The organism is Paenibacillus sp. D51F, from assembly GCF_053345695.1.
This window is the reverse complement of the sequence record NZ_JBKFAO010000012.1, coordinates 1-18257: the sequence shown is the minus strand read 5'-3', so window position 1 is coordinate 18257 and position 18257 is coordinate 1. Positions and strand designations below refer to the sequence as shown.

Genomic DNA, 18257 nt, shown 5'->3' with positions numbered 1-18257 from the left:
AACGCGGTTCTCTACACTTAGTACAGAGTCAGGTACTGATCGCGTTCCCACTCATGCACTTGCGTCTTGTACATGTCCCACTCGATTTCCTTGAGCTCGTAGAAATGCGCCAAGGCGTGGTCGCCGAGAGCTTCCGTAATGATCTCGCTGCGCAGCAGCTCGTTCAGAGCTTCGCGAAGATCCTCCGGCAGGCTCGGTATGCCGTCCTCGAGACGCTCTTCGTCGGTCATGACGTAGATGTTGCGGTCGATCGGAGCCGGCAGCGGCAGCTTGTTCTTGATGCCGTCCAGGCCCGCCTTCAGCATGACGGCCAGAGCCAGGTACGGATTCGCCGCCGGATCCGGGTTCCGCACTTCGACGCGGGTGCTGAGGCCGCGGGAAGCCGGAATGCGGATCATCGGGCTGCGGTTGCTTGCCGACCAGGCGACGTAGCTCGGCGCCTCGTAACCAGGCACCAGACGCTTGTAGCTGTTGACGGTCGGATTGGTGATGGCGGTCATCGCGCGTGCATGGCGCAGAAGGCCGGCCATGTAATAACGCGCCGTCGGGCTGAGTCCGAGCTGGTCGTCCTCGTCATAGAAGGCGTTCTCTCCGCCGCGGAACAGCGACTGATGGCAGTGCATGCCGGAGCCATTGACTCCGAACAGCGGCTTCGGCATGAAGGTCGCGTGCAGGCCGTGCTGGCGCGCGACAGTCTTGACGACGAGCTTGAAGGTCTGGATCTGATCGGCCGCTTTGATGGCGTCCGCATATTTGAAGTCGATCTCATGCTGGCCGGGAGCGACCTCGTGGTGGGAAGCTTCGATCTCGAAGTCCATCTCCTCGAGCGTCAGCACGATTTCGCGGCGGCAGTTCTCGCCGAGGTCCATCGGCGCCAGATCGAAATAACCGCCCTGGTCGTTGAGCTCGGTCGTCGGCTCGCCCTTCTCGTTTGTCTTGAACAGGAAAAACTCAGGCTCGGGGCCGACGTTCATCGCGGAGAAGCCCATATCCTCGGCTTCCTTGAGCACGCGCTTCAGAATGCCGCGCGGATCGCCGGCGAACGGCGTGCCGTCCGGCATGTAGATGTCGCAGATCAAGCGGGCGACGCGGTCCTCCGTAACCCACGGGAATACGACCCATGTGCTGAGGTCGGGATACAGGTACATATCGGATTCCTCGATGCGGACATATCCTTCGATCGAGGAGCCGTCGAACATCATTTTATTGTCGAGAGCTTTCTCAAGCTGGCTGACCGGGATCTCGACGTTTTTGATCGTGCCCAGCAGATCCGTGAACTGCAGACGGATGAATCTGACATTCTGTTCCTTGGCGATGCGCTTGATATCTTCTTTGTTGTAACTCACCGTATCTACTCCTCACATCATATAATAGGTTGCTGTCAGCGTTTGTTCGGGAAAAAACGGCTCAGCTGGCCTTGGATGAGCGAAGCTTTGCCAGGGCGCTTCTCTTGCAGCTGCTGCTTCAGGAGCAGGCGGAGCTGGGAATCGCTGAGCTCGCGGCGCTTCACTTCGGAAATCTCCGTCATGATGGTCGCATCCTCGGATTCCTTGGAGACCGGGTTCATCACCTGCTTGATTCCGGCGATGTTGACTCCCTTCTCGATGAGGGATTTGATCTCAAGCAGCCGCTCCACGTCGTTAAAGGAAAACAGCCTTTGGTTGCCCGAAGTCCGCGCCGGGACAATCAATTCATGCTGCTCGTAATAGCGGATTTGGCGTGCGGTCAGGTCCGTGAGCTTCATCACGATTCCGATCGGAAACAAAGCCATATTGCGGCGTATATCGTCAGCCATGTTCACATCAACCTTCCAATCGCGATAAGTTATGAACCTATTGTAATCGCGCGACATAAAGGTGTCAAGTCATGTTAGGTTCTTGTGTAAGTTTAACTGACAATAATGCCCTGCTGCTCCAGTCTTTGAAGCGACTGCAGCAAAGCGTACTTGACATGGGAGTAGGTCAATCCACCTTGCATGTACGCGATATAAGGCTCGCGTATGGGCGCGTCGGCAGACAGCTCCAGGCTGCCTCCCTGGATGAACGCGCCGGCCGCCATGATGACCGGATGCTCGTATCCCGGCATGTCCCATGCCTCCGGCACGACATGCGAGTCGACAGCCGCCGCCGCCTGAATGCCTTGCACAAATGCCGTGAGAGCGTCAGGAGAGCCGAAACGGATCGCCTGGATCAGGTCCGTGCGCGGATCGTTCCAGGCCGGGGACGTTTCGAACCCGAGCTCCTCGAACATCGCCGCCGACAGCACGCTTCCCTTCAATGCCTGCCCGACGAGATGCGGAGCCAGAAACAGTCCTTGATAAATGCCGCGCAGCGTATCCAGCATCGCTCCGACCTCGGAGCCGATGCCCGGCGCCGTGAGCCGGTAGGCGGCCGCCTGGACGGCATCGGCCTTGCCCGCTATGTATCCGCCTGTCGCGGCAAGTCCGCCGCCGGGGTTCTTAATGAGCGAGCCTGCGATGAGATCGGCTCCGACCTCGGTCGGTTCCGACAATTCCGTGAACTCGCCGTAGCAATTGTCGACGAACACGAGCACATCCGGCTTCAAGGATTTTACTCGGCGGACCATCTCTCCGATCTGATCGACGGTGAACGAAGCTCTCCAGTCGTAGCCCCTCGAGCGCTGGATGCCGATGACGCGGGTCCGCTCCGTAATGAGCGTCTCCACTGCTTCCCAATCGACGCCGCCATCCGGCGCCAGCGCCGCCTCCTTGTAGAGGATTCCCCAATCCTGAAGGGAGCCAGTGCCGTCGCCGGGCTTGCCGATGACCTTGTGCAAGGTGTCGTAAGGACGCCCCGTCACGTACAGCAGTTCGTCCCCGGGACGGAGCAGTCCGAACAGCGCCGTGCTGATCGTGTGCGTCCCGGACGCAAAATGAGGCCGCACGAGAGCGGCCTCGGACCGGAAGACGTCGGCATACACGAGATCGAGCACTTCGCGCCCCCGATCGTTGTAGCCGTATCCGGTAGATCCGTTGAAATGAAAATCGCTGACCTTATGATTCTGAAACGCTTCGATGACTTTCCATTGATTGCGCTCGGCGACGAGGTCCAATTCCGCGAATCGGGATTGAACCTTCGCTTCTGCCGCCTGCGCAAGCTTCATGAGCTTGTCCAACTTGTATTCAGTCTCCTTGCTGTGTCGTAATTCCGGCGCTGGTCCGCGACTGGCGGTATGGCTCCAGCTTATGTCCGTTCACTTCGTAATCCGCGCGGTTGAGCTCCACCGTCAGCAATAGGACGTCGCCGTCCGCTTCCCGCTCCAGCACCTCGCCGCAACGGTAGGCTAGCGCGATCAGGTCTCCGCGGTCGGCCGGCAAGGCAAACAACCGGGTCTCCCCCGAAAGCTCGTCCTGGATCGCCTCCAGCAGGCGGATCCGGTCTTCAGCGTCGTAGGCGCTGATGAGCAGCTGCCGAGGACCGCTGGACGGAAGCAGGCTTCTGAGCGCTCCTCCGACCAGATCCTTCTTATTATACACGAGCAGGAGCGGCTTGTCCGATGCCCCGAGCTGCTGGAGCAGCTCCTCGACGACGCGCATCTGCTCGCGCCGCATCGGAGAAGAGCTGTCCACGACATGCAGGATCAGGTCCGCCTCCGCGACTTCCTCCAAGGTGGCGCGGAAGGCGGCCACAAGATCATGGGGCAGGTTCTGGATGAAGCCGACCGTATCCGTGAGCACGACTTCGTTGCCGCTTGGCAGCACGAGAACCCGGGAGGTCGGGTCCAGCGTAGCGAACAGCCGGTTCTCGACCAGCACGTCGGCGAGCGTGAGCTCATTCATCAGCGTCGACTTGCCTGCGTTCGTATATCCGACAAGCGCGACTTGGGTCACGCCCGTCTTGCGCCGCCGCTCCCGGTGCAGCTCGCGGGTGCGCGTCAGCTCCCGCAGATGGGCCTTGAGATCGGAGATTCGTCCCCGGATATGCCTCCGGTCGGTCTCAAGCTTGCTCTCCCCCGGACCGCGAGTGCCGATGCCGCCGCCGAGGCGGGACAGATTCTTTCCATGTCCCGACAGTCGCGGCAGCAGGTAGCTCAGCTGGGCGAGCTCGACCTGGATGATGCCCTCCCGGGTTTTCGCCCTTCCGGCGAATATATCGAGAATAAGCTGGGTCCGATCGATGATTTTGGCATCGAGCGATTCCTCGAGATTGCGCACCTGCGCTCCGGACAGCTCCTGGTCGAAAATGATCGTCGTCGCGCCGAGCTCATCCTTGACGGCGCGGATCTCCTCGACCTTGCCTTTGCCGACGAGCCATTTGGGATCCGGCGCTTCCTTGTTCTGAATGACGGTAGCAAGCACCTCGACGCCGGCCGTATCGGCCAGGTTGGCGAGCTCTTCGAGCGAATGCTCCGGATCCGAAGGGCCGCGCTTCGCCTCCTGGGTGACCAGACTGACGAGAATGGCCCTGTCGGGCATGCCGTGATCCGTTTCATAGGTAGTCGTATCCAAGCTTCGGGAAGCTCCTTTCGCCCTATCCGATTTCACCAGGCTGCTTGACCTTCCCCTCCCAGCGCATGTCTTCCGGACGGATGCTCATGAGCTCCTGTCTGCCGGGACTGGTAGACGCATACTGGTTGAGGAGCCTGACGGCCTGATGGCGGATGGCTTTTTCGATAAGATTGCGGACATAGCGGGCATTGCTGAACGAATAGAGCGTTGCCGTCTTTTCCTGCATCAGATGGCTCCTCAGCTTGAAGACGGTTTGCGGGAGCAAGGAGTAGTCCCGGTCCTTGGCCATCAGCTCCGCAATCTGAATGAGCTGGTCCACCGAATAGTCCGGAAAGTCGATCTGGATCGGGAATCTCGAAGGCAGGCCGGGATTCGTCAGGAGAAAATGCTCGATCTCGAGCGGATAGCCGGCCAGAATGAGGACGAACTGGCTGCGGTAGTCCTCCATCGCTTTGACGAGCGTATCGATCGCTTCCTTGCCGAAGTCCTTCTCCCCGCCTCTTGCCAGGCTGTAGGCTTCATCGACGAACAGAACGCCTCCCAGCGCCTTTTTCACAAGGTCGCGGGTTTTCTGTGCGGTATGCCCGATGTATTCGCCGACCAGATCCGCCCGCTCGACCTCGATCAGATGTCCCTTGGACAGCAGGCCCATCTTCTGGAACAGCTTGGCGACGATGCGTGCAATCGTCGTCTTGCCGGTGCCGGGATTGCCCTTGAATATCATATGATAGACTTGCGCTCCGCCAGAGAGCCCGGCTTCCGTGCGCATCTGGCTGATCAGAAGCAAGGCATAGATTTCATAGATAAGCGATTTGACCCCTTCCATGCCGACCATATGCTCCATTTCCTTTTGGATCTCGGCATATGGATCGGCTGCGGGGGCCTGCCTGACGGCCCCCGCAGGCTCGGGATAATCGACCTGCTGGGCGGCTGCAGAGGATGCTCCAAGACCGTATGTCTCATGGCTTCGCAGCACGACATTTATTTGGCGGGAGGGCCTCGCGCCCTGATGTCCCGAAGCGGCGTGTCCGTTCATCCGCGGCATCACCTGTCCTTCCTGCAATTGAATGGCTCTACCAATTGTATTCGGGACAGCAGAGCCATATTAACAGAATCAGACAGACTTCAGATCGGACTTTGAACGATTGCGCAGGGATTTCATACGGACTTTAGCCCGACCAGCATGAGCAGCTTGTCCAGCTGCCATTTGCCGTAAGCGAGCGTCTCGCGGGTCTCGTTGGCGGCCGCGTTGAGCACTTTGGATTTGACGGAGCTCACGGCCGGGTCGGGAAATCCGAGGAACCGCGCCATGTCGAGCGCCCTGGAGGCATGATATTCATGCGTAATGATCAGATAGGACTTGATGCCGGCAGCCTCGCCGGCCTGTCGGCTGAACACCAGGTTCTCGTACGTGCTTGTCGCCCGGTTCTCGAGGATGACGGCATCCTTGGGTACGCCGCGCGACACGAGATAGACCCTCATTCCCTGCGCTTCGGTCAGCTTGGATCCGTTGCGGTCCAGCCCTCCGGAGACGATCAGCTTCTCTACTCTCCCGGCGTGGTACAGCTTCAGCGCCTGATCCAGCCGTTCCTTGAGTCCAGGGCTCGGCGCATCGTTCCAGAGAGCGGCTCCGAGCACGATTCCCGCCTGGCGCTTCGGCACAGGATTGGGAGGAGAATAGTGCGTGATTTGCCAGAACAGATAACCCGCCGCAAAAACACCGAGCGCCCCGATAATCAGGCAAGCGCGCACAAGGCGGCCCAGCAGGCCGCCATGTCGGTTTTTTTTGCGCCGGGCGGCAGGCTTCTTCGCCGCCCCGGTCTTTTTTGTCGGCTTCGACTTGTTCGTCCCCGCCCCTGCCGCCTTCATGATTCGCTGACCTCGCCCATCCGTTCGGCCAGCGTCTTGCGGTGGCGCAGGCTGAGCGTAAAGTAGCGGAAGCGGCCGTTCTTGATGGCGGCAAGCAGCCTTCCCGCCGTCTTGCGGGCCATCGCCGCTTCCTTGCGCGTCACATCGCCGTCGCGGATCGCATCCTCCAGCTCATCCTCGTCCATCAGGAACACTTCTCCCGTAGGAAGCACGACGATATCCAGATAGAGATCGTCGAACCAGGGAACCTGCTGGTCCGTCAGGCCTTGCGTCTTGCAGATGTCGATGTACCACTGCACGACCTTGCCCTTGTCGTCGAACATGGTCGTGACGACGAAATGCTCGCCGCGGGGAAAATGCTGCATCCAAAGATAGCCCCGGTCGGCCAGGCAGAGCCTCCGTCCGTTGTACTCCTTCCAGAGCGGTTCCCGGAGGTCGTGAATCCGGTAAAACGTGACCAGCCCTCTGAAATCCTCTCCGTCAAGCGTCAGGCAAGTGTAGCTTTTGCGCAGGATACGCCGCCAGTTGGCCCGATCCGAAAATTTTCGTTTCATATGGAACGTACCCTTTCCCTTAAGATGCGGCAATGGCGCTGCGACTATGCACGTTCCGCCCCTGCCTTTCTTCCGTCTTTCCTTTAGTTGACAGCTTACCACATCTTACTGTCCATCTCCAGCGGTAACGCCAAATAAGACCAACCTGCCTTGACCATGTCAAGGCGAAAACAACCGCTTCAAAAGAAAATATCCCCGCTCCTGATTGGAGGCGGGGATAGGAAAAATGCTTATTGGACGACCGAGTTGAACGACATGATCCATACGGAGCCGGCAACGATCGTGATGACGATGACGAAGCCGAGGACCAGCGCCATGACGTTGTACCGAGGCTTCTCGCCTTCGTTGATATGCATGAAGAAGAACAGCTGGACGAGAAGCTGCAGGATCGCTGTGACGAGGATGACTAGCAGCGTCCCCGTCCGGGACATCAGGCCGTTGAAAACGACGAGCATCGGGATGACAGTCAGAATGATCGAGATGATGAATCCGATCGTATAGGACTTGAGCGACCCGTGACTATGCTCTTCGTGATGGCCATGTCCATGGGAATCGGAATGCTGGCTCATCTACATCACCCCCATGAGGTAAACGACGGAGAACAGGAAGATCCAGATCACGTCGAGAAAATGCCAGTACAGGCTGAAGTTCGAAATCTTGCGCTTGGTTACCGTTGTAATTCCGTGCTTGCGCAGCTGGAAGATCAGCCCGATGCACCAGAAGATGCCGACGGTAACGTGGATTCCATGGGTGCCGACCAGGGTGAAGAAGGCTGACAGGAACGCGCTCGTGCCGATGTTCGCTCCTTCATGGACGAGGTTCACGAACTCCGTGACCTCGAGGTAAAGGAACGCCGCTCCGAGCAGGAGCGTCATGATCAGCCAGAAAATCATGCCGCTCAGCTTTTTGGCCTGCATCTGGAGAACGGCCAGGCCGCTCGTGAAGCTCGATGTAAGCAGGAGGAACGTCGAGGCGACGAATCCCGGTATCTCGAACAGCTCCTTGCCCGAAGGTCCGCCGTTCGTATGGCCGACCAGGACGACATAAGTCGCGAACAAGGTGCCGAACAGCAGAGTATCGGATACCAGGAACAGCCAGAAGCCCGCTGTCTTGAGCGACTCCTGTTCCTGGGTATGATGCTCGTGGACCTCAGGAGAGACGATATGCTGCTGCATTAGTACGACCTCCCTAATTTCCGTTCCGTCTCGATGACCTCATCGACCGGAATGTAATAATCCACATCGTAGCTGAATGAACGCGCGAACAGGCTTCCGAAGACGCCCAGCGCGCCGACGATGATCATCCATGTCCAGTGGAACGTAAAGCCGAAGCCCACGAGGAAGAAGAAGCTTGCCATGACGAATGGAATGGCGGAGTTCTTCGGCATATGGATCGGCTCCAGCTGCTGCTTGGGACGCTCGATTCCTTTTGCCTTGTCCTCCTTGACATGGAACCAGTCGTCGGCATGCTTCACCTGAGGCACAACCGCGAAGTTGTATACCGGAGGCGGAGATGGAATCGACCATTCCAGCGTTCTGCCGTTGCCGCTCCATGCATCGCCGGTTGCCCGTTCGCCCTTGCGGACGCTGTAGGCGATCTGCCATACCTGGAACAGGAAGCCGATGCCCATCATGAAGGCGCCGATCGTGCTCGTGAAGTTGAGCGCAGTCCAGCCGCGGTCCCAGCCGTACGTGTAGACGCGGCGCGTCATGCCGTCAAGGCCGAGGAAGTACTGCGGGAAGAAGCAGACGTAGAAGCCGATGTTCCATGTCCAGAACGCCCAGCGTCCGCGCTTCTCGTCGAGCTTGAAGCCGAACAGCTTCGGCCACCAGTAGTAGATGCCGGCGAGGTAGCCGAACACGACGCCGCCGATGATCACCTGGTGGAAGTGGGCGATCAGGAAGTAGCTGTTGTGGTACTGGAAGTCCGCCGGTGCGACGGCGAGCATGACGCCCGTCGCTCCCCCGACCAGGAAGCAAGGGATGAAGCCCATCGTCCAGAGCATCGGACTCTCGAAGCTGATTCTCCCTCGGAACATGGTGAAGAGCCAGTTGAACACCTTGACCCCGGTCGGGATGGCTATCGCCATCGTGGTGATCGCGAAGAACGAGTTGACGTCCGCGCTCGAGCCCATGGTGAAGAAGTGATGGACCCATGTGAAGAAGGACAGGACGCTGATGACCATCATCGCGAAGACCATCGACTTGTAGCCGAATATCGTCTTCTTCGAGAAGGTGGCCACGATCTCCGAGAAGATGCCGAAGGCAGGAAGCACGATGATATACACCTCGGGGTGACCCCACATCCAGATCAGGTTGACATACATCATCGACATGCCGCCGCCGTCAAGCGTGAAGAAGTGGGCCCCGAAATAGCGGTCCAGGAACAGCAGCGCGAGCGTGATCGTCAGGATCGGGAAGGCGAACAGAATGGTGATGCACGCCGAAAGCACGGACCAGGAGAACAGCGGCATTTTCATCAGCTTCATGCCTGGCGCGCGCATTTTCAGAATCGTGACGATGAAGTTGATGCCGGTAGCGAGGGAGCCGATACCGGAAATCTGGATGCCCCAGATATAGAAGTCCTGGCCGACGCCGGGACTGCCCGAGAGCTCCGACAGAGGCGGATAGCTGAGCCATCCCGCATCGGGAGAGCCGCCGATGACGAACGATACGTTCAGCAGCATCGCACCCATCAGGAACAGCCAGAAGCTGAGCGCGTTCAGGAACGGGAACGCGACGTCGCGGGCTCCGATCTGCAGAGGCACGACCATGTTGAAGAGGGCGAACATCATCGGCATCGCCATGAACAGGATCATGATCGTGCCGTGCGTGGTGAAGATGGCGTTATAGTGGTCCGCCTGCAGGAACTCCACGTTCGGAAGCGCCAGCTGCGTCCGCATGAGCAAGGCGTCGACGCCGCCGCGGAACAGCATGAGCAGCGAGGCGATCAGGTACATGATGCCGATTTTCTTATGGTCGACCGTCGTCAGCCATTCGCGCCAGAGCCATTTCCACTTTTTGAAGTAGGTCAGGACGAAAACGATGGCAATGCTGACGAGAGCGATGGATACATCCGCGCCATAGATGAGCGGATCGCCGGTGACGAAGAAATCGGCGGCAAAGTCTTTTATCGAATCCAACATGGATGAATTTCCTCCCCTTGGCCGCCTAGTGATTCATTTCGGGCTGCGATAGGCCCGATGTCTGATTTGCTGCATCCGGCTCGGAGCCGGAGCTTTCGTTGTTGCCGTCCTTCACCGGATAGGCGCCACGGATATCCAGGCCGTTGGCCGGATGGTGATGCCCGCCGTTTTTGATGACGATCGAGCTGAACAAGTTCGGATCCATGGAGCCGAAGGTTTGAATATCCGCCGTTCCCTTGACCGAGAGCTTGTTGTAGGCGGCGTTGTCCAGCTTGGCCGTCTCCTGCTGCGACTTGCTTACCCAGTCGTTGAAGTCGTCCTGGGACATCGACTTCACGGTGAAGTTCATCTTGGCGAAGTCGGTGCCGGTGAAGTTGGCTCCGGAGCCGAAGTACTCGCCTGTTTCATCCGCCTGCAGCCACATCCTCATCGCCATGCCCGGCATCGCGTACGTCTGGCCGCCGAGCTGCGGAATCCAGAAGGAGTTCATCGCCGCGCTGGACGTCAGAACGAACTGGATCGGAGTGTTCTCCGGAATGTTGATGTAGTTGATCGTCGCGATGTCCTGATCCGGGTACTGGAACAGCCATTTCCAGTCCATCGACGTCACCTGGATCGTCACCGGCGCTACATGGGCGGTTTCGGCCGGCGGCTTGACCAGCTTGTACGTATCGCGAACCGTGTAGTATCCCAGCAGCACGACGATGACGATCGGGATCCCCCACCAGATCACCTCCAGCTTCGTGCTGTGAGACCAGTTCGGCTCGTATGGCGCCTTGTTGTCCGGCTTATCGCGGTACCGCACGATAATGAACGCAAAAATGCCGAGCACAGGCACGATAATGACCGCGCACAAAATGACGGAAATCCAGATCAGGTTTTTCTGAATCTCCGCGACCGGACCTTTCGGATCCAGCACCATGAGGCTGCCGGACCATACCACCACGATGGCCACAGCAGCTATGGCAAGGGCAATCCCGAGCCCCCATAGCCACTTGTGTGAATTTTTCATCGTTTCATCTCCTTTTGGCCATCTCCATACTGCTATTACCCATTAACCGAGTATGCTCTAGACAGAACATTTCCTCTCTCGTGTACCAGCATAGCAAAAAGGACGCCTTTCGGCGCCCCCGTTAACGAATCCGTCTTATTTTTGTGCGATTTCCGTAAAATCTTGTTCATTGAATGTCCTTATATTTGCGAAATATTACCGTCGTCTGCCGGAACGCTCCGCGCCTTCGCCGGAATGGCTGCCGATGTACTCGTCCGCCAGCGGAAACATGAAGGACGCGATATAGACGACGGGCGCGGCTATGAGGCAGCCGACGCCTGCCATGAGCGCCATATTGCCGTCGTTGAACGGATACAGGAAGCCTCCGCACAAAACCGCCCCTGCCGCCAGCACTGCCCAGGCGTAGATCCTCAGCCATCTTCCCATACCCGCCGCGCCATGCTTGCCCATATGAGATCCCTCCTCTGCCAGTACAGCATATGAGGGAAATTCACATCATGTTCACATATTCGGCGGAACATCAGACAACGGGAATCAGCTTTCCTTGATTTCGACGCTTTGGATGCTCACCGTTTGAGTCGGCTTGCTGGGCTCGCCTTGGGCATTCCCCTCGACCGGAGTCGCGGCGATCTTGTCCACGACGTCCATTCCGCCCGAAATCTCTCCGAAAATCGTATAGTTCGGAAGCTGGCTCAAGCTCTCGACGCTTGGACCCGTGCCGATAAAGAACTGGCTGCCTCCCGTGTCGGCTTGTCCCGTATTGGCCATCGCCACGACGCCTTTCTTGTAGGCATGACCGTTGTTCAGCTCATCCGGTATCGTATAGCCCGGTCCGCCTGCTCCCGTGCCCGTCGGATCGCCCGTCTGGATCATGAAGTCCTGAATGATCCGGTGAAAGACGATGCCGTCATAAAATGTCTGCCGGGCCAGAAAGACGAAGCTGTTGACCGTTTCGGGCGCATCCTTCGCGAAAAGGTCGATCGTGAACTCGCCATCCGTCGTTTTGACGACCGCCTGATATTTTTTGGATGTATCGATCGCCATGTCGGGCTTTTTGCTCCAGCTTTTGGCGGCCGATCCGCTGGCATCGCCTGAAGCATTGCTTGCCGGCGTATTGGCGCCTGCGGCAGAAGATTCGTTGCCCTCAGGCTTCGCTCCGCAGCCCGCCGCAAGAAGAGCGGTGCCGAGCAGGAGGACGGATAGGGCTTGAAGGTTCTTTTTCATGGTTGTCATGACTTCCTTTTCCGTGAAGATAATTGTTTTCGGAATGCGACTTCAGACGGAACGGACATCCGAGCTCGCATGGAATGGGGCTCTGATGTCATGGGACAGGCATCGGGGCTCGCATGGAATGAGGCTCTGATGTCAATGGAACGGGCATCGGAGCTCGCTTTGTCGAAGCTCCGATGCCCGCTTGGGCTAAGGTCCGGTTGATTCAGCCGGAACCGAAGGGAGTCCGGCTGCATCGCCGGTGGGAGAGGTGCCGCCAGTTCCGTCGCCGCTGCCCGTTTCCCCGGCATCGGCCGGAGTCGAGGTCGGCGTGGGGGTCGGGGTCGGGGTTGGCTGGGAAGTCGATTCCCCACCCTGCTGTCCGCCTCCTTGACCGTTTCCATTCCCGTTGCCGTTGTTTCCATTTCCGTTGCCGTTGTTTCCGTTTCCGTTGCCGTTTCCATTATTGCCATTTCCGTTGCCGTCATTTCCGTAGCCGTTCCCATTGCCATTGCCGTTGTTGCCGCTGCCGTCATCCCAGCCGTTATCGGAAGGAGTCGGCGAAGGGCTGATCTCGACCGCAGGAATTTCAATCGCTATCCGGGCTGAAGGAGGTCCTTCCAAGCCGGATTCGCTATTATAGGCCGTCACGTAATATTCGTACGACATGCCAGGCGCCACGCTCATGTCATCGACGCTTCCCGCCGCAGCAGAATCAAGAGCGCGGCTGAACTCCGCCTGGGAGGAATCCTTGCGGTAGATCCGGTAACTGATCCCTTCGCCTTCTACAGGAGTCCAGCGCAGCGACACGAGCATTTGGTTCGGATCGTAGGAACCCGTCAGATTTTTGACCTGTTCCGGCGCATCCGCTGCCGGTGGAGTCGGAGTCGGCTCCGAAGGAGCTTTGCCAAACGAGCCTTTCGGCACGTCCTTCATCGCCTTGGACATGACCTTCGAGAACAGCGCCGCGGCTGCGGAGCTGCTCTTCTTGAGCAGATGCTCCTTGTCGGTCTTGTCATAGCCCATCCATACCGCGGCGGTCCATTCCGGCGTGTAGCCGACGAACCAGGCGTCGCGGTTGTAGCTTGATTTCAGACCGCTGATGCCATGCTGCGTCGTACCGGTCTTGCCTGCCAGCGGCCGGTCGATGGCCGCTCCCCGGCCCGTGCCGCCCGGACCGACGACACCTTGCAGGAGCTCCGTCATGTAAGCCGCCGTCTGCTCCTTCATGAGCTGCTTGGGCTTCGCCCCGGAATACTCGTATCTCGTCTCCTGCGAATGGCCGACGATCTTGACGATCGTATGGGCGTCCACCGACTTGCCGTCATTGGCGAATGCGCTGTACGCTGTCGCCATCTGCAGCGGGGTTACGCCATGAGACAGCCCGCCCAGCGCGATCGCCAGATTGCGGTCGTCCTTGTCCAGCGGCATGCCGAGCTTGCCGGAGAAGCTTACTCCCTTGCTGACTCCAATCTCGTTGAGCAGCCATACCGCGGAGGCGTTGCGCGACTCCATGATGGACTGGCTCATGCTGACAGGACCGATATATTTGTTTTTGTTGGAATCGGAAGGACAATAATCGCCGTAGCATTTCTTGTCGTCCCGCAAAGTCGATCCGGGCGTGTAGTCGCCTGTCTCCAGCGCCGGGCCGTATACGGTGATCGGCTTGAATGAGGAGCCCGGCTGCCGCGGAACCGTGACGCGGTTGAGTCCCTTGCGCACATAATCCCGGCCGCCGATCATCGCCTTGATCGAGCCGTCGCTATGGTCCATGATGACCATGGCCGCCTGCTGCTTCTGCTCGTCCGGACTTTTCTCGAAGTTGCTGTCGTCGTCGAACTCGTCCTCGATCGTCTGCTGGGCCGTAGCGTTCAGCGACGTGTAGATCTTGTATCCGCCCAAGCGGATCTCATCCTCGGACAGATCCATGACCTGCATCGCTTCCTTGACGGCATAGTCGACATAGGTCAGGAATTTGTTGCGGTCGCTGCCGGAGTTGAACTCGCCCGGCGGCTTGTAGACGACCGCCTTGGCTTGGTCCTCCTCCTCTTGCGTAATATAGCCTTGGTCTTTCATCAGGGTGAGGACGACGGCCCGGCGCTGCGTCGAGCGCTCGATGTCATCCTTCGGATTATAATAGCTTGGCGCCTTCGGAATGGCGGCAAGAGTAGCCATCTGCCACAGCTTGAGGTCTTCAAGGCTGCTGTTGAAGTAATATTTGGCGGCGAGCTTCACGCCATAGATGCCGTTGCCGAAGTAGATCCGGTTCAGGTACATCGTGAGAATCTCGTCCTTGGTCATCTGGTTTTCCAGGGCAACGGCAATCGAAGCCTCCGTCGCTTTGCGGAAAAACGTCTTGTCCTGGTTCAGGAACAGGTTGCGCGCCAGCTGCTGCGTGATCGTGCTCGCGCCTTCCTTGGCGCTCCGCGCGATGACGTCCTTGACGAGCGCGCGCCCGATGCCGAGCATGTCGATGCCGGAATGCTCCTCGAAGCGCTTGTCTTCCGTCGCGATGAACGCGTCGCGAAGCTTCTGGGGAAGCTCCGAGAATTCGGCGTTCTGCCGATTGACGCTGGCCAGGCTCGCGATCTTGTTGTTGCTGGAATCATAGACGACGGAAGCCTCCGTCAGGCTGAGCACATCCTTGTTGGCGGCGAGGATGCGTTCGCCGTTGAGGATGACCAGCAGGTAGCCGACGATGCCGGCGACGACGGCGAGTGCTCCCGCGAAGAACAAGCCGTAGAACCATTTCCGCTTCCGGCTGATCCGGCCTTTTTTCCTATTGCCCTTCTTGCTTGCCGGCTGCGCCGGAAAATCCCCTTTTTTTCTCTGGTCTGGCATGTCTGTCGTTCTCCTTCCGGTCGGTCTCTTCTGTCCCGATATAGGTATACCCTGGAAACAGAAGAACAACCCTGCCGGAGAGCGGGTTGTTCTTCGGACCGATATTTCCTTAACGAAGCTGCTGCAGGAAAGGTTTCACCGCTCATAGCGGCAAAGCCTGTCCTAGGATTCCGAAGAGCTGTCCTGCGGCTGCACGAGCGATACGTTGCGCTGAGGCGTGAACGTCGAGATCGCATGCTTGTACACCATTTGCTGGCGTCCGTCGGAATCGATGATGATTGTGAAATTATCAAAGGCGCGGATAACCCCGCGGATCTGGAAACCATTGGTGAGGTAGACCGTGACCGGGATGCTGTCCTTGCGGAGCTGGTTCAGGAACGTATCTTGAATATTAATGGATTTGTTCATTGGAAGTTACCCCCGTCAAAAAGGATTGGTTAGTGGTATATTCAAGATCGACTGCAAACTTTCCTGCTAGTATAGCATGGATAAGCTCCAAATTGTTGTGAAAATTTTCGCCAGCATCGATCCAATGAATGTCCTTCATATGCCGGAACCAGCTCAGCTGGCGCTTGGCGAATCTTCTCGTATCCCGCTTGAGCAGCTGGACGGCTTCTTCCTTCGTCGTCCCGCCTCTCAGCCAGGGAACGAGCTCCTTGTATCCCAGCCCCTGCATGGCCACGGCGTTCTCCGGCACGCCTTGCTCCAGCAAGCGGGCGACCTCTTCCGGCAGCCCGGCCTCCATCATGAGATCGATTCTCTCCTCGATTCTGCCGTACAGCTCCGCACGGTCCATCTGCAGTCCCAGAACAACTAATTCGTAGGGCGACTCTTTTTTCTGTCCGGCGAGCTGGCTGCTCATCGTTTCCCCCGTCACATGGAGGATTTCCAGCGCGCGGATGACTCTTCTCACATCGTTCGGATGCAGCTTGGCCGCGGACTCGGGATCTGCGGCAGCCAGCCTGGCATGCAGGGCATCGACGCCATCGGCAGCCGCGAGCTTCTGGAGATCCGCACGGAAGGCTTCATCCGATCCCGCCTCGGAGAACTGGTATCCATAACAGACCGACTCGATGTAGAGTCCGGTGCCGCCGACAATGAAGGGAAGCTTGCCCCGGGATGCGATCTCCGGAATGAGGCGGCTGCACGCTTCCTGGAAGTCGGCAGCCGAGTAAGGCTCGTCCGGATTCCGGACATCGATGAGATGATGGGGAATCCCCTCCATCTCATCGGAGCCGATCTTGGCCGTGCCGATGTCCATTCCCCGGTACACCTGCATGGAGTCTCCCGAGATGATTTCCGCGTTCCATGCCTTGGCAAGCTCCAGGCTCAGCTTCGTCTTGCCGACCGCCGTCGGCCCGACCAGAACCAGAAGCGGCTGTTTAGTCAATTCGAATCACTCCGTATCCGACAGCGGATGTCTTTTTCCCCGGACAGCGCTCGAAGCCGAGCCGCTGAAACTCCGGGCTGTTGTTTTTTTCCTTGAGCAGCACCGTTCTTCTCGCTACCCGAACAGCTTCGCGGACGGTCTCCGCTGCAAGCGCGCCGTGGTTCGCCAAGCCGCGCAGAGGTTCGATCGAGCTCGATTCCTGCACCGGGTCGCGGAACATGGGATCGAAGTAGACGATATCGAAGCTATCGTCGGGCAGCGACTTCAAATAGTCGGCATGGCCGGCGAGCACCGGCCTGATGCGCCGGAAAGCTTCATTCACGTCCTCGAGAGGCGTCTCATAGCGCAGAAGCCCTTCACGGACTACGGCATGCAGCACCGGCTCGCTCTCCAGCGCCGTCACGCTTCCTTCCGGTCCGGCCGCGTACGAGAACACGATGGAATCGCCGGCAAGTCCGGCCGTGCAGTCCAGGACGCTGTCTCCCGGACGGCAGCCGGCCAGCTCCACCAGCGGATCGGATTCTCCCTTGCGCAGCCGCTTCACGCGGACGTAGGCCATGCTGGGATGGAAATAAAAGGGCGGCTCATCGGGGCCGCCGTAATAACGAAGCTGCGTGCTCGTGGCGACCAGCAGCTCCTTGTCGCCGTAATTTGCCGCTAATTGGCCGAGCGTGCGTCCTCTGCGGCTCACGAGCCGCGCGCCCAGCTCCTCCGCCAGGCGGGCGGCAGCGTCAAGCATGGCTCCGCTCGGCTGATCCGTCGTCGTGACGATCATGACATCACCCGTTTGAACATTTTCTCTAGCTGATAGTTGGAAATATGGACCAGAATCGGCCTGCCGTGCGGACAGGTATAGGGCTGGGCGCAGGCGGCCAGCCTGGCGAAAAGGGCTTCGCCTTCCTCGCGGCTCAGCCGGTCGTTCGCCTTGATGGAAGCCTTGCAGGAGCACATGATGGCCGCTTCCTCCCGAAGCTTGGCGATGTCCACCGCCCGCTTCTCGCGCAGCACCCATTCCGCCATCTCCTCGACGAGCTGCTGCTCCTCGCCCTTGGGGAACCAATGAGGATGGGAGCGGACGAGAAACGATTGGGGACCGAAGGGCTCCATCTCCACCCCTGCTTCCGCCAGCAGCTCCAGCCTCCCGGCCAGCTGCTGGGCGTCTGCGCTCGTATACTCGAGCGTAAAGGGAACGAGCAGAACCTGGCTCTCGCTGCCCGGCTCCCCGAACTTGCGGTAATAGTATTCGTAATTGATCCGCTCATGGGCGGCATGCTGGTCGATCATGTACATGCCTTCCTCGTTTTGCGCGATCAGATACGTGCCGTGCATCTGTCCGACCCAGCTGAGCTCCGGGAAGCCCGTCCCGCCTTCGGGGGCATCGGAGAGGCTGCTCGCCGCTCCAGGGACGGATTCGGCCGGCATGTCCGAACCCCTAGGCTCGGCAGAGCCTGCCCGAGGGGACGGGGCCCAGCCGCTGACCTCCGGCTCAGGGACGGAAGCGCCGCTCGCAAGGCCCGCGGGATCGTCGCCTGCCGGAGCGGGAGCGGCGGCATAAGCTCCGCCTGCCTGCTCCCGCACGGCTCCGGCGCGGTCGGCCGCCATGCCGGCGGCAGGCGCGTACAGCCGCTGAGCGGCGTCAGGCGGAACGGCGGGGCCGCCCGAGGCGGCTGCCGCAGGGCGCCAGGGCCCGGCCGCCGCGCTGCCTGGAGGCGGGCCTTGGCGTCCGGTGCCGGCAGCGCGGGCCTGCGCGGGCCATGCAGCAGGCGCCG

Annotated in this window: 17 protein-coding genes and 1 pseudogene; all 18 read right to left on the bottom strand. The window is 59.2% G+C overall.

Features of this window, described 5'->3' with window-relative positions:
* Positions 1 to 17: 17 nt before the first annotated feature.
* Positions 18 to 1346: a type I glutamate--ammonia ligase gene (gene glnA / locus ACLBWT_RS18900; protein WP_447664676.1), complete on the bottom strand. Its 1329-nt coding sequence runs from the start codon at positions 1344 to 1346 to the stop codon at positions 18 to 20.
* 35 nt (positions 1347 to 1381) lie between these two features.
* On the bottom strand, positions 1382 to 1795 hold the full coding sequence (locus tag ACLBWT_RS18895; protein WP_048745897.1) for a MerR family transcriptional regulator: 414 nt from the start codon (positions 1793 to 1795) through the stop codon (positions 1382 to 1384).
* 92 nt (positions 1796 to 1887) lie between these two features.
* Positions 1888 to 3123 (bottom strand): methionine gamma-lyase family protein, encoded by a 1236-nt coding sequence (locus ACLBWT_RS18890; RefSeq protein WP_447664754.1) that lies wholly within the window; start codon positions 3121 to 3123, stop codon positions 1888 to 1890.
* Positions 3124 to 3142: 19 nt separating this feature from the next.
* On the bottom strand, positions 3143 to 4468 hold the full coding sequence (gene hflX, locus ACLBWT_RS18885; RefSeq protein WP_447664675.1) for a GTPase HflX: 1326 nt from the start codon (positions 4466 to 4468) through the stop codon (positions 3143 to 3145).
* 22 nt (positions 4469 to 4490) lie between these two features.
* Positions 4491 to 5504: an AAA family ATPase gene (locus ACLBWT_RS18880; protein ID WP_447664753.1), complete on the bottom strand. Its 1014-nt coding sequence runs from the start codon at positions 5502 to 5504 to the stop codon at positions 4491 to 4493.
* A gap of 122 nt (positions 5505 to 5626) precedes the next feature.
* Complete coding sequence (locus tag ACLBWT_RS18875; protein ID WP_447664674.1) at positions 5627 to 6337, bottom strand: YdcF family protein; 711 nt, start codon at positions 6335 to 6337, stop codon at positions 5627 to 5629.
* Positions 6334 to 6891, bottom strand: a complete 558-nt coding sequence (locus ACLBWT_RS18870; RefSeq protein ID WP_048745902.1) for a DUF402 domain-containing protein — start codon at positions 6889 to 6891, stop codon at positions 6334 to 6336. The genes ACLBWT_RS18875 and ACLBWT_RS18870 overlap by 4 nt, the downstream gene beginning before the upstream one ends.
* A 230-nt stretch (positions 6892 to 7121) precedes the next feature.
* A complete protein-coding gene (gene cyoD / locus ACLBWT_RS18865) occupies positions 7122 to 7460 on the bottom strand; it encodes a cytochrome o ubiquinol oxidase subunit IV (RefSeq protein WP_447664673.1) in 339 nt (112 codons plus the stop codon).
* Positions 7461 to 8066: a cytochrome o ubiquinol oxidase subunit III gene (cyoC, locus tag ACLBWT_RS18860; RefSeq protein ID WP_048745903.1), complete on the bottom strand. Its 606-nt coding sequence runs from the start codon at positions 8064 to 8066 to the stop codon at positions 7461 to 7463.
* The gene (locus ACLBWT_RS18855; protein ID WP_447664672.1) at positions 8066 to 10036 is read right to left on the bottom strand and encodes a cbb3-type cytochrome c oxidase subunit I; all 1971 of its coding nucleotides are present in this window, start codon (positions 10034 to 10036) and stop codon (positions 8066 to 8068) included. The genes cyoC and ACLBWT_RS18855 overlap by 1 nt, the downstream gene beginning before the upstream one ends.
* A gap of 25 nt (positions 10037 to 10061) precedes the next feature.
* Positions 10062 to 11048 (bottom strand): cytochrome aa3 quinol oxidase subunit II, encoded by a 987-nt coding sequence (qoxA, locus tag ACLBWT_RS18850; RefSeq protein ID WP_447664671.1) that lies wholly within the window; start codon positions 11046 to 11048, stop codon positions 10062 to 10064.
* Between the two features lie 195 nt (positions 11049 to 11243).
* Positions 11244 to 11498 (bottom strand): hypothetical protein, encoded by a 255-nt coding sequence (locus tag ACLBWT_RS18845; RefSeq protein WP_447664670.1) that lies wholly within the window; start codon positions 11496 to 11498, stop codon positions 11244 to 11246.
* A gap of 84 nt (positions 11499 to 11582) precedes the next feature.
* Positions 11583 to 12272: a peptidylprolyl isomerase gene (locus tag ACLBWT_RS18840; RefSeq protein ID WP_447664669.1), complete on the bottom strand. Its 690-nt coding sequence runs from the start codon at positions 12270 to 12272 to the stop codon at positions 11583 to 11585.
* A 195-nt stretch (positions 12273 to 12467) separates the two neighbouring features.
* On the bottom strand, positions 12468 to 15098 hold the full coding sequence (locus tag ACLBWT_RS18835) for a PBP1A family penicillin-binding protein (protein ID WP_447664668.1): 2631 nt from the start codon (positions 15096 to 15098) through the stop codon (positions 12468 to 12470).
* Between the two features lie 162 nt (positions 15099 to 15260).
* On the bottom strand, positions 15261 to 15506 hold the full coding sequence (gene hfq / locus ACLBWT_RS18830) for an RNA chaperone Hfq (RefSeq protein ID WP_447664667.1): 246 nt from the start codon (positions 15504 to 15506) through the stop codon (positions 15261 to 15263).
* Positions 15490 to 16488: a tRNA (adenosine(37)-N6)-dimethylallyltransferase MiaA gene (gene miaA / locus ACLBWT_RS18825; RefSeq protein WP_447664666.1), complete on the bottom strand. Its 999-nt coding sequence runs from the start codon at positions 16486 to 16488 to the stop codon at positions 15490 to 15492. The genes hfq and miaA overlap by 17 nt, the downstream gene beginning before the upstream one ends.
* The gene (locus tag ACLBWT_RS18820; protein ID WP_447664665.1) at positions 16481 to 17263 is read right to left on the bottom strand and encodes a class I SAM-dependent methyltransferase; all 783 of its coding nucleotides are present in this window, start codon (positions 17261 to 17263) and stop codon (positions 16481 to 16483) included. Before ACLBWT_RS18820 ends, miaA begins: the two co-directional genes overlap by 8 nt.
* Positions 17260 to 18257: pseudogene (locus tag ACLBWT_RS18815) on the bottom strand (DNA mismatch repair endonuclease MutL); the annotation flags it as partial. The pseudogene ACLBWT_RS18815 and the gene ACLBWT_RS18820, both read right to left, overlap by 4 nt.

Bases quoted from the DNA above. Each gene is read 5' to 3' on its own strand.
- cyoC (WP_048745903.1), bottom strand. From the start codon at position 8,066: ATGCAGCAGCATATCGTCTCTCCTGAGGTCCACGAGCATCATACCCAG.
- cyoD (WP_447664673.1), bottom strand. From the start codon at position 7,460: ATGAGCCAGCATTCCGATTCCCATGGACATGGCCATCACGAAGAGCAT.
- ACLBWT_RS18845 (WP_447664670.1), bottom strand. From the start codon at position 11,498: ATGGGCAAGCATGGCGCGGCGGGTATGGGAAGATGGCTGAGGATCTAC.
- ACLBWT_RS18870 (WP_048745902.1), bottom strand. From the start codon at position 6,891: ATGAAACGAAAATTTTCGGATCGGGCCAACTGGCGGCGTATCCTGCGC.
- ACLBWT_RS18895 (WP_048745897.1), bottom strand. From the start codon at position 1,795: ATGGCTGACGATATACGCCGCAATATGGCTTTGTTTCCGATCGGAATC.
- ACLBWT_RS18875 (WP_447664674.1), bottom strand. From the start codon at position 6,337: ATGAAGGCGGCAGGGGCGGGGACGAACAAGTCGAAGCCGACAAAAAAG.
- ACLBWT_RS18820 (WP_447664665.1), bottom strand. From the start codon at position 17,263: ATGATCGTCACGACGACGGATCAGCCGAGCGGAGCCATGCTTGACGCT.
- ACLBWT_RS18890 (WP_447664754.1), bottom strand. From the start codon at position 3,123: ATGAAGCTTGCGCAGGCGGCAGAAGCGAAGGTTCAATCCCGATTCGCG.
- hfq (WP_447664667.1), bottom strand. From the start codon at position 15,506: ATGAACAAATCCATTAATATTCAAGATACGTTCCTGAACCAGCTCCGC.
- ACLBWT_RS18840 (WP_447664669.1), bottom strand. From the start codon at position 12,272: ATGAAAAAGAACCTTCAAGCCCTATCCGTCCTCCTGCTCGGCACCGCT.
- qoxA (WP_447664671.1), bottom strand. From the start codon at position 11,048: ATGAAAAATTCACACAAGTGGCTATGGGGGCTCGGGATTGCCCTTGCC.
- ACLBWT_RS18855 (WP_447664672.1), bottom strand. From the start codon at position 10,036: ATGTTGGATTCGATAAAAGACTTTGCCGCCGATTTCTTCGTCACCGGC.
- ACLBWT_RS18835 (WP_447664668.1), bottom strand. From the start codon at position 15,098: ATGCCAGACCAGAGAAAAAAAGGGGATTTTCCGGCGCAGCCGGCAAGC.
- ACLBWT_RS18880 (WP_447664753.1), bottom strand. From the start codon at position 5,504: ATGAACGGACACGCCGCTTCGGGACATCAGGGCGCGAGGCCCTCCCGC.